Annotated in this window: 9 protein-coding genes; 3 read left to right on the plus strand and 6 right to left on the minus strand. The window is 43.9% G+C overall.

Annotated elements, in window-relative coordinates; all coding sequences use genetic code 11:
• Positions 1-112 precede the first annotated feature (112 nt).
• The 4 genes from argH to argC form a co-directional block, all read right to left on the minus strand.
• Positions 113-1,990 carry an argininosuccinate lyase gene (argH, locus tag E5A76_RS10155; protein WP_023933792.1) on the minus strand — a complete coding sequence of 626 codons (1,878 nt, stop codon included), beginning with the start codon at positions 1,988-1,990 and terminating at the stop codon, positions 113-115.
• Between the two features lie 97 nt (positions 1,991-2,087).
• Positions 2,088-3,296 (minus strand): argininosuccinate synthase, encoded by a 1,209-nt coding sequence (locus E5A76_RS10160; RefSeq protein ID WP_107166682.1) that lies wholly within the window; start codon positions 3,294-3,296, stop codon positions 2,088-2,090.
• Positions 3,297-3,370: 74 nt separating this feature from the next.
• Positions 3,371-4,150 carry an acetylglutamate kinase gene (gene argB, locus E5A76_RS10165; protein WP_161118864.1) on the minus strand — a complete coding sequence of 260 codons (780 nt, stop codon included), beginning with the start codon at positions 4,148-4,150 and terminating at the stop codon, positions 3,371-3,373.
• A gap of 10 nt (positions 4,151-4,160) precedes the next feature.
• The gene (argC, locus tag E5A76_RS10170; protein ID WP_161118860.1) at positions 4,161-5,174 is read right to left on the minus strand and encodes an N-acetyl-gamma-glutamyl-phosphate reductase; all 1,014 of its coding nucleotides are present in this window, start codon (positions 5,172-5,174) and stop codon (positions 4,161-4,163) included.
• 627 nt (positions 5,175-5,801) lie between these two features.
• On the opposite strand from argC, the gene ppc reads away from it, so the two are divergent.
• Positions 5,802-8,432, plus strand: coding sequence for a phosphoenolpyruvate carboxylase (gene ppc, locus E5A76_RS10175; protein WP_161118861.1), 2,631 nt, complete (start codon positions 5,802-5,804; stop codon positions 8,430-8,432).
• Positions 8,433-8,841: 409 nt separating this feature from the next.
• Positions 8,842-9,408: a PadR family transcriptional regulator gene (locus tag E5A76_RS10180; protein WP_053987487.1), complete on the plus strand. Its 567-nt coding sequence runs from the start codon at positions 8,842-8,844 to the stop codon at positions 9,406-9,408.
• A 160-nt stretch (positions 9,409-9,568) separates the two neighbouring features.
• Here the strand turns inward: E5A76_RS10180 and E5A76_RS10185 are convergent, their stop codons facing one another.
• Together E5A76_RS10185 and E5A76_RS10190 are read right to left on the minus strand one after the other, a co-directional pair.
• The gene (locus E5A76_RS10185; protein WP_161118862.1) at positions 9,569-11,983 is read right to left on the minus strand and encodes a bifunctional aspartate kinase/homoserine dehydrogenase II; all 2,415 of its coding nucleotides are present in this window, start codon (positions 11,981-11,983) and stop codon (positions 9,569-9,571) included.
• Positions 11,983-13,149 (minus strand): O-succinylhomoserine (thiol)-lyase, encoded by a 1,167-nt coding sequence (locus E5A76_RS10190; protein WP_161118863.1) that lies wholly within the window; start codon positions 13,147-13,149, stop codon positions 11,983-11,985. The genes E5A76_RS10185 and E5A76_RS10190 overlap by 1 nt, the downstream gene beginning before the upstream one ends.
• A gap of 299 nt (positions 13,150-13,448) precedes the next feature.
• Here E5A76_RS10190 and metJ point away from each other — a divergent pair, with 299 nt between their 5' ends.
• The gene (gene metJ / locus E5A76_RS10195; RefSeq protein ID WP_008988139.1) at positions 13,449-13,766 is read left to right on the plus strand and encodes a met regulon transcriptional regulator MetJ; all 318 of its coding nucleotides are present in this window, start codon (positions 13,449-13,451) and stop codon (positions 13,764-13,766) included.
• The last annotated feature ends 22 nt before the right edge of the window (positions 13,767-13,788 follow it).

The following is a 13,788-nucleotide window of genomic DNA, read 5'->3' on the forward strand; positions in this document are numbered from 1 at the left end:
CTGACTCCGATTGAATATCGAAATCAGGCCTTACAAGCCGCTTAACCGAAATGTCCAACTTTATGGGGTCACATCACATGAGGGCTTTTTTCTATCTCGCAAATAACTACAATTAAGCAACGTTGACTGTCGGAATACGCTGCTCCTGATCCAATCGCACTTCAAGCGCGACTTCATCACAAGCATGCTGACGAGGACAGCGATCGCAATCTTTCATTACCTTCTCTGGCAATAAGGATTTCGATGTTGGAGTAAAGCCTCGCTTCATAAAGAACTCAGGTACACGGGTCAGAACAAAGACTTTCTTAATCGCCATTTGCTCGGCTTTTTCTAGTAAATGCTCAACAATGGCTTTGCCTTGACCTTGCTGTTGCCAACCAGCTTCAACACCTAAAGAGCGAATTTCCGCAAGCCCTGAATCATAAACATATAATGATGCACAACCTGTCACAACACCATGATGCTCAGCAACCGCAAACGAGCCAATATCACGCACTAACTCATTGCGATTACGCGGTAAGTTTTCACCAAGCCCTGCCCAGTACACCACCATACCTTCAATCGCATCAAGATCGGTTAAGCGAGCGCCACGCACTTTCACGCTTGGTGAGTAACGTTTTTCTAAGCGTTTTTCAGCCTGACCAATGGCGTAATCCACTTGATTTGGTGCCACACCACCGAGCGCACAACGTTTATCTAAACACGATTCAATAGTTAGAATTGGATACACGTCGTCATCAATCACGTCAGAGAATTGCTTCATCTCTTCAAGTGATAACTCTTCTAATGCACAACCTTTAGCAATTGCTGCCACTACTGCTACACCAACAATATGGTGCGCTTCACGGAATGGAATACCTTTCGCAACCAAATAATCTGCAAGCTCTGTTGCATTAGAATAACCTTGCATAGCCGCTTCTAAAGTACGGTCTTTGTTGACCTTGATACCATCAAAACACAGCGCTGCCATTTCCATACAGTCATGCCAGCTATCAAGGGCGTCAAACAAGCCTTCTTTGTCTTCTTGCATGTCTTTGTTGTATGCAAGCGGTAAGGCTTTAACCGTCATCATCATGCCAGTCATCGCGCCATACACACGCCCACATTTACCACGAATAAGTTCTAATGCATCTGGGTTTTTCTTCTGTGGCATCAAAGATGAACCTGATGTCACGGTATCGGCTAACTCAATAAAGTTAGATTCACCTGAGTTATAGAAAATCAGATCTTCTGCCATACGAGATAAGTGAAGCATAGAGATAGAAGCGGTAGAAAGCAGCTCCATCACATGATCGCGATCAGAGACTGAATCTAAACTGTTTCGGGTTGCACGGTGGAAACCTAAGCTATGAGCCAAGACTTCACGATCAATCGGATAAGCCGTACCCGCCAGTGCGCCAGAGCCTAACGGACAGGTATCTAAACGATCGAGCGCATCAGTTAAACGAGAATAGTCTCGTTCAAACATCTCAACATAAGCCAAACACCAATGGGCAAACGTCACAGGCTGAGCACGTTGCAAGTGAGTATAACCAGGCAATACGGTTGCTTGATGATCACGAGCCACCATCACCAATTGCTGCTGTAGGCGATCGAGCATTAACAATAATTGCTGACCTTGCTGACGACACCAGAGTTTTAAATCGGTCGCTACCTGATCATTACGTGAACGTCCGGTATGAAGCTTCTTACCTAAATCACCGACTTTGGCAATCAACTGTTGCTCGACCCAACTATGAATATCTTCCGCATCTGAACGTAAAATTTGCTCAGGATCTTCCATCACAGCAAGTTTTAGTTCATTCAATGCCAACTCAAGCTTTTGCTGCTCTTGCTCAGTTAATACATCGACCTGACGAAGGGCTTTAGACCATGCGATTGAGCCAACAATATCTTGCTCAGCAAGACGGTAGTCAAAGCGCAGTGAATCATTGAATTGTTTAAACCGTGTGTCAGCTGCCTGACTAAAACGTCCGCCCCATAATGCCATGGTACCTCTCCTTTGCTCTGCGTATCGACTTGCTTATCTTGTTATGGCGTGAATTCAACGGGGCGTAGGTAGGGAGCCCCGTTGAATGTATTACTGATTATTTCTTTTGGCTATTTAGCGCACGAATACGGCTTGCTAACGAGTAAAGACGGATGAAACCACCAGCATGGCTGTGATCGTAAACCTCATCTTCACCGAAGGTTGCAAACTCTTCTGAGTACAAGCTGTTAGTTGAACGCTTCTGGATCACCGTCGCTTGACCTTTGTATAGCTTCACCACAACTTCACCGCTAACATCTTTTGCTAGCTCATCAGCTGCAGCAAGCAGAGACTGACACAATGGTGTGAACCAACGACCATCATAGATAAGGTGCGATGCTTTAAGACCCAATGTTTGGCGGAAATCGAACGATTCTTTATCGAGTACTAGCTGCTCAACCGCACGCAGTGCTTCCATCATGATGGTGCCCCCTGGTGTTTCATAACAACCACGAGACTTCATACCAACCAGACGGTTTTCAACGATATCGATACGACCAACACCGTGCTCGATACCTTTTTCATTAAGGTAAGTCAGCACGTTGTATGGCGTCATTGCTTCACCATCAACGGCAACCACTTCACCTTGTTCAATCTTAAGTGTGACTGTTTCAGCTTGATCCGGTGCTTGCTCTGGATCTTTTGTCCAAACCCAACAGAGATCGTTTGGTGCGTTCCACGTATCTTCCAGTACGCCACCTTCGGTTGACACATGCCAAGCATTCGCGTCACGAGAGTAAATTTTCTCCAGTGATGCAGTACATGGAATATTACGCTCAGCAAGGTAATCTAGCAGTGCTTCACGGCTACGTAGATCCCACTCACGCCAAGGTGCGATTACTTTTAATTGTGGTGCTAGTGCGGCAAATGCACCTTCAAAACGCACCTGATCATTACCTTTACCAGTACAACCGTGACACAGTGCATCGGCACCCACTTCTAATGCACATTCAACTTGTGCTTTAGCGATGATTGGACGTGCCATTGAAGTACCAAGCAGGTATTTACCTTCGTATACCGCACCTGTTTTAAGTGATGGGTAGATATAATCTTTTACCATCTCTTCTTTAAGATCGGCGATGTAACACGCTGACGCACCAGAAGCTAACGCTTTCTCTTCAATGCCTTCTAGCTCTTCTTCACCTTGACCCACATCTGCCACGAACGCGACAACTTCACAGTCATAGTTCTCTTTCAACCATGGAATAATGGCTGATGTATCTAAACCACCCGAATAAGCCAATACAACTTTATTTATCTTGCTCATGTGCTGCTCTCCTTCTCAGCCTTGCGGGTATTCCGTTCAGGCGATGTGCTTAATATTGCTAATTTAAAATTCAATTACAGAGTAAATTTGGTACCGATACTTTGCCCATCAAACAAAGAGGTTAACTTTTCAGGATAACGCCAGCTTGCCACTTCAATTGGACGACCTAGGGCTTTAGCGGCATCGAAAGCTGCACGCACTTTGACAATCATGCCATCAGTGATCACCGCTTGTTCAATCAACGCTTCCGCTTTGGTTTCCGTTAATGTTTCAATCAAATGCCCTTTGCCATCTAACACACCACTCACATCAGAGAGTAATACCAACTCACCATCAACGGCAGCAGCCACAGCAACAGCTGCTTGATCCGCATTCACATTCATTAACTCGCCCTGTGCATCTAAACCAATCGAGCTAATGATTGGCATATAACCCGATGCCATGATGTGTGAAACCAGTGTGCCATTACCCGGCTTTGCATTTCCTACTGAGCCTAACTCAGGATCTAACTGTGAAACTTCACACAAACCACCATCAGCCAAACTTAGGCCAACAGCTTTAACTCCTGATTTGATCGCCTGACCTTGCAGCAGCTTGTTTGCCGTCCCAGCAAGTGCGCCAGCAATCACAGGAATTTGTTCACTTGGGGTAACACGTAAGCCCTGCTTTTTCACTGTTGGTAATTGCAGCTTTGCCATTAAATCGTCAACCAAATAGCCGCCGCCATGCACTAACATCAGTGGGCGATGAGAGTTTTCTTGATAAGCATTAATCGCTGAAAACAATTTTTCTAACGTTTCAGTACATGAAAGTACTGCACCACCTAACTTAATGACTAATGGAACCTGACTCATCATCGAACTCCTACACTAAAGCGGTTAATTGAGGGAAACCATTTCGAATATTTATGCATTGCATCGCTTGCGAAGAGGCACCTTTTAACAGGTTATCAATCGCAGACGTTAAAATAATGTGTTGACCATCCACCTGCCAGCCAATATCACAGAAGCAAGTCCCCACCACATTCTGTAGACGTGCCGCTTGTGTCCCTAAAAGACGTACCGCATGTTTATCTGCTGTAGATGCATATGCTAGGTTCAATGCTTCCGTTACCTGCTCTAGCGTAACGCCTTGTGCTAGCTTCGCTGTAATAGTTGCAAGAATGCCACGTTTAAAGTTGCCAAGATGAGGAGTAAAAATAACGTCGCGACCGAGATGAGTACTGATTTCAGGTTGGTGACGGTGAGAGAATAAACCATAAGCTTGTAGGCTTACTTCGCAGAAACTGTTGGTCATGGTGGCTTTACGTCCAGCACCAGACACACCACTCACCGCATTGATCACTGGCCACTGCTCGGTATCAAGTAAACCCGCTTCAATAAGAGGCTTAAGTGCCAATTGCGATGCGGTTGGATAACAACCTGGTACAGCAATTAACTGTGCGCTAGCAATCGCTTCATGATTCCATTCAGCTAAACCATAAACTGCTTGCTCAAGCCAGTCTGAATATTGATGTTCAAAGCCATAGTACTGCGTATAGAAATCATCGCCCTTAACACGAAATGCACCTGATAAATCAAACACCTGACAGCCTTGTTCTAAAAAGTCAGCAGCGAGGTCATGACTCACTTGATGTGCGGTTGCCAGCAGTACGATATCTGCTTGTTTAGCTATTGCTTTGGGATCAACTAGCGGTTGCAACGGTAAATCAACAATACCTTTTACTTGACCATGCAGCTCACTGAGCAACTTACCTGCATCAAGACTATTTTCAGAAACAAATAAACCAGCCAGCTCAAGGTGAGGATGTTGGGTAACCATTTTCGCAAGCTCAGCTCCGGTATAGCCGCTTGCACCGATAATTAGAGTCTTTAACATTACAAATTCCATTTAAGTCTTGATGATAGTTGTCACCGTCAGGCGCAAAATTGGCTTTTATGTTTATATTTTTGCAGCAGTAACGTGTAACAAGGTGTGCTGAGAACAGCAATATGAGGGGCGCATTACGCACCAAGCGAAATATGACTTAGCGTCGTCGGAAGGTATGAGTAAAAAGCTTCGCTTGGTTCATGTGAAAACATCCTTAATTAACAATAGAGACCCGGCATTCCTTGCTCAGGTTACGGCTAATACAAGCAAAAAAATATTCGTTTGCGTTGCATTTATATGTTTACTGGTTAATTTACGTACTGTCAACAATAAAGCCTTAAAAACACCTCTTTTGTTATCTTTTTTAAAACCATTTCATCATCTTTTTGTAACGTTTTGCATCATTCATCTATTTGACATGCGTTTCCGACAATATTATTACTAACCATTATTTGTTATCAAACGAGCAATAATGAAACAAAATTACAGACTTCAATCTAGTTTATGACCAAAATCAAAATGGCATGGTTTTAATGCCCGAAAATGTAATGATAGTTGACCTCAAAGTGAGATCACGGCTAGATTGTCTGTTAGATTGATAAATTGGATGTAACAAAATTACGAGATGGATGCGATATGAATGAGAAATACAGCACGTTAAAAAGTAACGTAAGTATGTTGGGCCACTTGCTCGGCAATACCATAAAAACGGCACACGGTGACGAACTGTTAGATAAAGTCGAAACTATTCGTAAATTATCAAAATCTGCGCATTCTGGTAATGAAGAAGATCGTGCAAAGCTCATTGATGAGCTACAAAACTTACCGGACGATCAATTACTTCCCGTTGCTCGTGCATTTAGCCAATTCCTAAACCTCACAAATATTGCAGAGCAATACCACACCATTTCTCGCCAATGTGAAACCACATTATGTAGCCCTGGCGCACTCGACGAGTTATTCGATAAACTCAAAAATAATGATGTTAATCAGCTAGATTCTATCGAAGCGGTTCGTGAGCTGAATATCGATTTAGTATTAACCGCACACCCAACTGAAATTGCACGCCGTACCATGATCCACAAACTGGTACAGATCAACAAATGCCTATCTCAGCTTGAATTAAGCGAACTATCAACGGCAGAGCGTGCACGTGTAGAGCAGCGTTTAGAGCAGTTAATTGCTCAAGCATGGCACTCAGATGTTATTCGTCAGCAACGCCCGACACCGCTAGATGAAGCGAAATGGGGCTATGCTGTGATTGAAAACTCACTATGGCAAGCCGTACCTGAGTTCCTACGTTTATTTGATGAAAAACTGCAACAGCACCTTGGGGAATCACTTCCTCTTGATGCATCACCAGTGACTTTCTCATCATGGATGGGCGGTGACCGTGACGGTAACCCATTTGTGACCTCAAATGTAACTCGCGAAGTATTGCTTCTTTCCCGCTGGAAAGCCGCTGATCTTTACCTGACTGATATTCAAGAGCTGATCAATGAACTTTCAATGGTTCAGTGTAATGAGAAAGTGCGTGAATTAGCAGGCGAAGAGCATGAACCTTACCGTGCGATCTTAAAACAGCTACGCTCTAAATTAACCCATACTCGAGATAACCTTGATGCCAAAATCAAAGGTCAAAAGCCAGGTTCAGATATTCTGATCCAAGACGTTGAAGAGCTATGGGAACCGCTTCACGCTTGTTACCAATCACTACATGAATGTGGCATGGCAATCATTGCTGATGGTCTGTTACTTGATACGCTACGTCGTATTAAGTGTTTCGGGGTTCACCTTGTGCGCCTTGATATTCGCCAAGAAAGTACTCGTCACTCAGATGTGATTTCTGAGCTAACGCGCTACTTAGGTTTAGGCGATTACGACCAATGGAGCGAGCAAGATAAAATTGCTTTCCTTGTTCGTGAGCTATCATCAAAACGTCCACTGCTTCCACGTAATTGGGAACCATCTCCAGAAGTTAAAGAAGTGATTGAAACCTGTAAGGCAATTGCAGAGCAATCTCGTGAAGCCTTAGGCGCATACGTTATTTCAATGGCCCGTACCGCTTCTGATGTATTAGCAGTGCACTTACTGCTACAAGAAGCTGGCTGCCCGTTCCGCATGGATGTGTGTCCATTATTCGAAACATTAGATGACTTAAATAATGGCGCTGATGTTATTGAGCAACTGCTGAACATCGACTGGTACCGTGGCTTTATTCAAAACCATCAAATGGTCATGATCGGTTACTCTGACTCGGCAAAAGATGCGGGTGTAATGTCAGCTGGCTGGGCACAGTACAGCGCAATGGAAAAACTGGTTGATATATGTGATAAAGCAGGCGTTGAAATTACCCTATTCCACGGTCGCGGCGGTAGTATCGGTCGTGGCGGTGCACCAGCACATGCAGCACTACTTTCGCAGCCACCACGCAGCCTAAAAGGTGGTCTACGTGTGACCGAGCAAGGCGAAATGATCCGCTTTAAGCTTGGCTTACCAGAAGTGGCTATTAATAGCTTGAGCCTGTACGCAGGTGCGACTCTTGAAGCTAACCTATTACCACCACCTGAGCCAAAACAAGAATGGCGCGATCTGATGGATTCACTATCAGAGATCTCTTGTGAAGCCTACCGTAACGTTGTACGCGTTGATCCAGAGTTCGTCCCATACTTCCGCGCGGCAACTCCTGAGCTTGAATTAGGTAAACTACCACTCGGTTCACGCCCTGCAAAACGTAACCCACAAGGTGGCGTTGAAAGCTTACGTGCAATCCCATGGATTTTCGCATGGAGTCAGAACCGCTTGCTACTGCCAGCATGGTTAGGTGCAGGTGAAGCAATTCAATACTCAATTGATAAAGGTCACGCTAAGTTGCTTGAAGAAATGTGTCGTGAATGGCCATTCTTCTCAACTCGTCTCGGCATGCTAGAGATGGTTTACACCAAAACCAATATTGAAATTGCGAAATACTATGATGAACGTCTAACAGATGAAGCACTATGGCCTTTAGGTCAAAAGCTACGTGATCAATTAGGGAAAGATATTAAAACAGTCCTTACTGTTGAAAATAACGATCACCTTATGGAGCAAGATCCTTGGGGTGCCGAGTCAATCCGATTACGTAACATTTATGTAGAACCACTTAACATGCTTCAAGCTGAGTTACTATATCGTACTCGTCAGCAGGAAGAACTGCCTTCTGAATTAGAAGAAGCATTAATGGTTACGATTGCAGGTATTGCGACTGGTATGCGTAATACAGGCTAAAATATAATGCTGATCACAAAGGGCCTTTTTAAAGGCCCTTTTTTTTCAACTTATTTATCGATATGTTAAGAAAAATCTTTTTTGTCTCACTTATGATACAGCATTATGTTTCTTAATAAGGCTATGATAGTTGTACTTCGATATGAGCAATGGTGAATATTTTTTATTCATAATTTAGTGGTACCGGCTTTTTATTGCCGTCGAAGTAATGTCACAAGATAATAATTTTGCAAGCTCGTTTAACAGATAATTCATATTGAAGTATCGATATTGAGCAAATTAATGATATTGTATGCGGTCTCAACCAAACTGTAAGACCTTAAGATTATAAATAAAAAACGCCATTACGAAGCGTTAGTAATCAAGTTTGGTTGTTGTTTTTATTTGACGTATTTAACGGATAGAAGAGATGTCACTACCACACGTAATTTTAACCGTGCTAAGCAATCGAGAAGCAACGGGTTATGATATAACAAAAGAGTTTTCTCATAGTATTGGCTACTTTTGGAAAGCGAGCCACCAACAGGTGTATCGTGAACTAAATAAGATGGCTGCTAACGATCAAGTAACATGTCGCCTCGAGCCTCAAGAAGGTAAACCGGATCGTAAAGTCTATGCCATCACCGATGCGGGTCGCCAAGCACTATTTAATTGGTTCGAAGAGCCAGCACGCAATCCAACTACTCGTGATGAGTTTTCAGCAAAACTACTCGTTTGTGGTGTTCACAATTCACTACCAATGCAACAACAATTAGCTGCATTGATTGATGAATCTCACACCCTGATCAGTCATTACAAAGAACTAGAAAAGCTCCACTTTAGCGATTACAAATCAATGGATCGCCAACAGCGTCTAGATCGTTTAACGCTTCGTCGTGGTTTACATAACCGTCAAGCGTGGATTGACTGGGCTGAAGAAGTACTTGCAGAACTAAAAGATATGGATGCAGATAATAGCCCTGTTGCTATTTACTAAGCACCTTATCCATAACTAATAATAAACCGCCGTTTTTACGGCGGTTTTTTTATGTCATTTATTAATAGGCGTGCATTGCTATTTACGATAAATAAAGCGCACAAAAAAGCCTGCTGGTGCAGGCTTTCTGTTAAGTGCATCTAACTATGATATGTCACGGTTAAAGTAGAGAAGCTAAGCGGTTAATATCTGACAACAATGCCCCAGCGGTAACATCGCGCCCAGCACCAGGGCCTCGGATCACCAATGGATTATCACGATACCAATGGCTTTCAATCGCAAAGATATTATCGCAAGGCAGTAAATTCGCTAATGCATGCTCTTGAGCTAATGCCTCAACTCCTACATGGGCTTTACCGTGACGATCTAAGCGCGCCACATAACGTAGCACCTTATCTTCTTCACGGGCACTTTCTAAGCGCTCAGCGAGAATTTCATCTAGCAAAGCCGCTTGTTCAAAAAACTGCTCAACAGATAGCGAAGCCAACGCTTCAGGTACTAAACTTTCTACTTTCACATGTTCAGGCTCAATATCAAGACCTGATTCACGAGCAAGGATCACCAGCTTACGCATCACATCACTGCCATCTAAATCATGTCGAGGATCCGGCTCAGTTAAGCCTTGCTGCCACGCTTGCTCGACCAATTCAGAAAAAGGAACACTGCCATCATATTGCTGGAACAGCCATGATAGTGTGCCCGAGAAAATACCGGATACCGCAATGATCTGATCACCGCTTTCACGTAAATCACGGACGGTATGATTCACCGGCAATCCTGCGCCAACGGTGGCGTTATAAAGCCAATGACGACTACTTTTAGCAAAGGCGTCAATCACTGAATGGTAATCTTGGCTACTTGCCGAGCCCGCTACTTTATTAGCAGAAATCAAATGCAAACCATGCTCAGCAATTTCAGGGTAGCGTTTTGATAACTCACAACTTGCAGTCACATCAAGAACTATCACATCGTCATAATCAGCATTAGCAATCTGAGAGAAGAGCTCATCATCTCGATATTCAATCGCTTCTTGCTCAAATTGAGTTAATGCTAACTGTGGCTCAATGCCATCAAAGTTAACCCATTGACGACGACTATCTAACACGCCAATCAAGGTAAAACTAATGCCGTGACGTTTTTCTAGCGCAGCTTTTTCTCGCTCAAACAATTCTAGCCAGCGGCTGCCAATATTGCCTTTACCACAGAGCACTAAACCAACACGCTTTTGCGCTTGAAATAATGCTTGGTGAATACCTTTAACTAACAGCTCTGTTTCAACCTGACGTAGTACAGCAACCAGACTCAGCCCAGATTCTGCTTCAGTCATAAACTCTACAGGCAAGCCTTTTAACTGCTGATAAAAGCCATGACAATGAATAGGGTTATTGGTCACCCCTGCTCCCACAGCAGCCACCATTGAGAAACCTTCACGTAAACGTAATTCGGCAGGCATACCACTGTCTTGCAGCAAGCTAAGTACCCCATTGACGACTTCATGAGTATAAGCCAGCATAATACGGCCTTTACTCAGCTCAAGGCTCTGTGCCAGTGGGACTAACTGATGACGTGAAAGTAAACGTTCCAGATCTTCTTGCACATGCTCAACATCCATCCCACGAGGAACATCAACCTCAATGAGACACACATCATCTAATGAAGAAACAATCTTAGCGCCACGCCCTGAAGCTAATACGCGTTCAACTCGGGTTGAACCTGATTCAGGTTGATGACTACAACGCAGCATCAAATCAATCGCACTTTGTGCTACTGGCTGTAAAGTGCGGCTATGTAATACGGGAGCTGCCAAACGGGCTAACTCATTAGCTTCATCTAGTCTTAGCAAAGGCAATAAACACGCATCATTCACTTTGCGAGGATCGGCACTATACACCCCAGCAACATCACTCCAGATCGTTACTTTCGCAACATCAGCTAATGCGCCGATGATCGTCGCTGAATAGTCAGAACCATTGCGACCTAATAAAACGGTTTCACCTTGGGTATTTTGTGCCATAAACCCGGTGATCACTAAACGATGATGGTTATGTTGTGCAATTTGCTGTTGGAGTAATGGTTTTGAAGCTCGGCTATCCACTTCAGGTTGTGCAGCGTGCTCTGCTCGTAAAAATAAACGAGAATCCAAATATTTTGCCGCAAAATCACGTTGGCTCAAGAGTGCTGCTAATAAGCGAGCAGACCAAACTTCACCAAAACCTTGGATCGTACTCCGCTCAGCTCGGTTAATAGCACTTTCACCATAGCGGGCAATGGTAGCTAAATCATCATGCAATTGTTGGATCAATAATTCAGCTGTTGGTTGAACAATTAAGGCTTCAATAAGTTGTTGCTGATAGCTGCGAAGCGACAACAAGGTTTCGTGTGCTTGACGTCCATCTATCTCTAATTGCTCTAGCCATAATATTAATTGGTTAGTCGTTTTTCCTGCTGCCGATACCACAATGAGATCATTAGTATCTGAATATTCAGCAAGAATATCAGCCACTCGGCGATAGCACTCAGGATCAGCTAAGCTACTACCCCCAAATTTATGTAATTGGCGTGATGCTTGAGTCATTAATGCGCCTCCGCAGCCAGATTAAAGGCTTGCTCTAAATCAGCCACCAAGTCACGGGGATCTTCTAAACCAACAGAAAGACGTAACAGTGACGTCGAAATACCCGCTTCTGCTTGTGCTTCATCAGACATTGCACGGTGAGTCATGCTTGAGGGATGGGCAATTAAACTCTCTGTTCCACCTAATGATTCTGCCAATGAAAACAGTTTTAATTCTTTGACGAACACTTCCAACTGCGCTTGGCTACCCGCGAATTCAAAACTCATCATTGAGCCAAAGCCTTTTTGCTGACGCTTGGCAATATCGTGTCCTGGGTGCGATGGCAAACTTGGGTGATAAATCGTCCCAACCATAGCTTGCTGTTGTAAATACTCCAGCACTGCCACACCATTTTCTTCATGCATTCTCATTCGTGGTGCTAACGTTCTTAGCCCACGCAAGGTTAAGTAAGCATCAAATGGCGCACCAGTCGCACCAATACAGTTTGCCCACCATGCAATAGTCTCTGCCATTTCAGCATCTTTAGAAATCAAGACACCGCCAACCACATCGGAGTGCCCGTTAAGGTATTTAGTGGTTGAATGCACAACAAAATCTGCGCCTAGTGCGATAGGCTGTTGCAGTAAAGGAGAAAGGAAGGTGTTATCCACGGCGACTAAGCAGCCAACTTCTTTGGCTTGCTGACACAGTGCGGTGATATCAACAACGCGCACTAGAGGGTTTGATGGAGTTTCAACCCAGATTAATTTCGGCTTTTTTGCTAACGCAGCAGCCAGTGCTTCTTGATCGGACTGATCGACAAACTCGACCTTAAAGTCGCCTTTATTAGCACGAGTATTAAATAAACGGTAGGTGCCACCATAACAATCATGAGGAGCCACAATTAAGTCATCTGGACCAAGTAATGCCGTTACCAATAAATTCATTGCCGCCGTACCACAACTGGTCACCACGCCACCAGCACCGCCTTCTAATTCACTTAATGCATCAGCAAGCGTATTACGGGTTGGGTTACCTGAGCGAGAATAATCATATTGTGGCACTTCCCCAAAAGCAGGAAAGCTATAGGTCGATGTTAAATAAATCGGTGGGACGACAGCATGGTACTGTGAATCACTATCGATGCCTGTTCTCACTGCAATTGTCGCCAGTCGCTTATCACTCATAATAACATTCCTTGTCGGGGAGGCTTGATCCCAAAATAATAAATTTATAACAACTTTAACCACAACAAAACAAGACGTCAACACATCCAGACGTCTATATGTCTTTGCTTATGGCGGTAAATCCCGCTAAAATTCAGCCATAACAAAAAAACAGTGCTCACCTTAGTGTTATTTTTCTGTTCAATACGGGACAAAACCGCGATGTTGACGTAATATCGCCGCCCTACAATCCCGTTGCTAACAGAGGGTGTCGCTCCTGTTACCACATCATTAACCCAATATCGCTGAGAAGGTAAAACATGGCTGAGTGGAATGGCGAATATATTAGCCCTTACGCAGAACACGGTAAGAAAAACGAACAAGTAAAAAAAATTACTGTTTCGATTCCATTGAAGGTGCTTAAAATTCTTACTGATGAACGTACTCGTCGTCAGGTGAACAACCTACGCCACGCAACCAATAGTGAGCTACTTTGTGAAGCTTTCCTTCATGCTTACACAGGTCAGCCATTACCAACGGATGACGATATTCGTAAAGATCGCCCAGATGATCTACCCGCAGAAGCGAAAGCGCTAATGGATGAAATGGGGATCAGCTACGACGACATTAATGAATAATTTCATTACTGACTATGTATAC

Origin of the sequence: Photobacterium lucens, from assembly GCF_009873615.1 — a bacterium.
In the GTDB taxonomy this organism is placed as follows: Bacteria; Pseudomonadota; Gammaproteobacteria; order Enterobacterales; family Vibrionaceae; genus Photobacterium; species Photobacterium lucens.

What these genes read in the sequence shown, in the direction of transcription:
- E5A76_RS10190 (WP_161118863.1), bottom strand. Translation starts at nt 13,149, where the DNA reads ATGAGTGATAAGCGACTGGCGACAATTGCAGTGAGAACAGGCATCGAT.
- E5A76_RS10180 (WP_053987487.1), top strand. Translation starts at nt 8,842, where the DNA reads ATGTCACTACCACACGTAATTTTAACCGTGCTAAGCAATCGAGAAGCA.
- ppc (WP_161118861.1), top strand. Translation starts at nt 5,802, where the DNA reads ATGAATGAGAAATACAGCACGTTAAAAAGTAACGTAAGTATGTTGGGC.
- argC (WP_161118860.1), bottom strand. Translation starts at nt 5,174, where the DNA reads ATGTTAAAGACTCTAATTATCGGTGCAAGCGGCTATACCGGAGCTGAG.
- argH (WP_023933792.1), bottom strand. Translation starts at nt 1,990, where the DNA reads ATGGCATTATGGGGCGGACGTTTTAGTCAGGCAGCTGACACACGGTTT.
- E5A76_RS10160 (WP_107166682.1), bottom strand. Translation starts at nt 3,296, where the DNA reads ATGAGCAAGATAAATAAAGTTGTATTGGCTTATTCGGGTGGTTTAGAT.
- argB (WP_161118864.1), bottom strand. Translation starts at nt 4,150, where the DNA reads ATGAGTCAGGTTCCATTAGTCATTAAGTTAGGTGGTGCAGTACTTTCA.
- metJ (WP_008988139.1), top strand. Translation starts at nt 13,449, where the DNA reads ATGGCTGAGTGGAATGGCGAATATATTAGCCCTTACGCAGAACACGGT.
- E5A76_RS10185 (WP_161118862.1), bottom strand. Translation starts at nt 11,983, where the DNA reads ATGACTCAAGCATCACGCCAATTACATAAATTTGGGGGTAGTAGCTTA.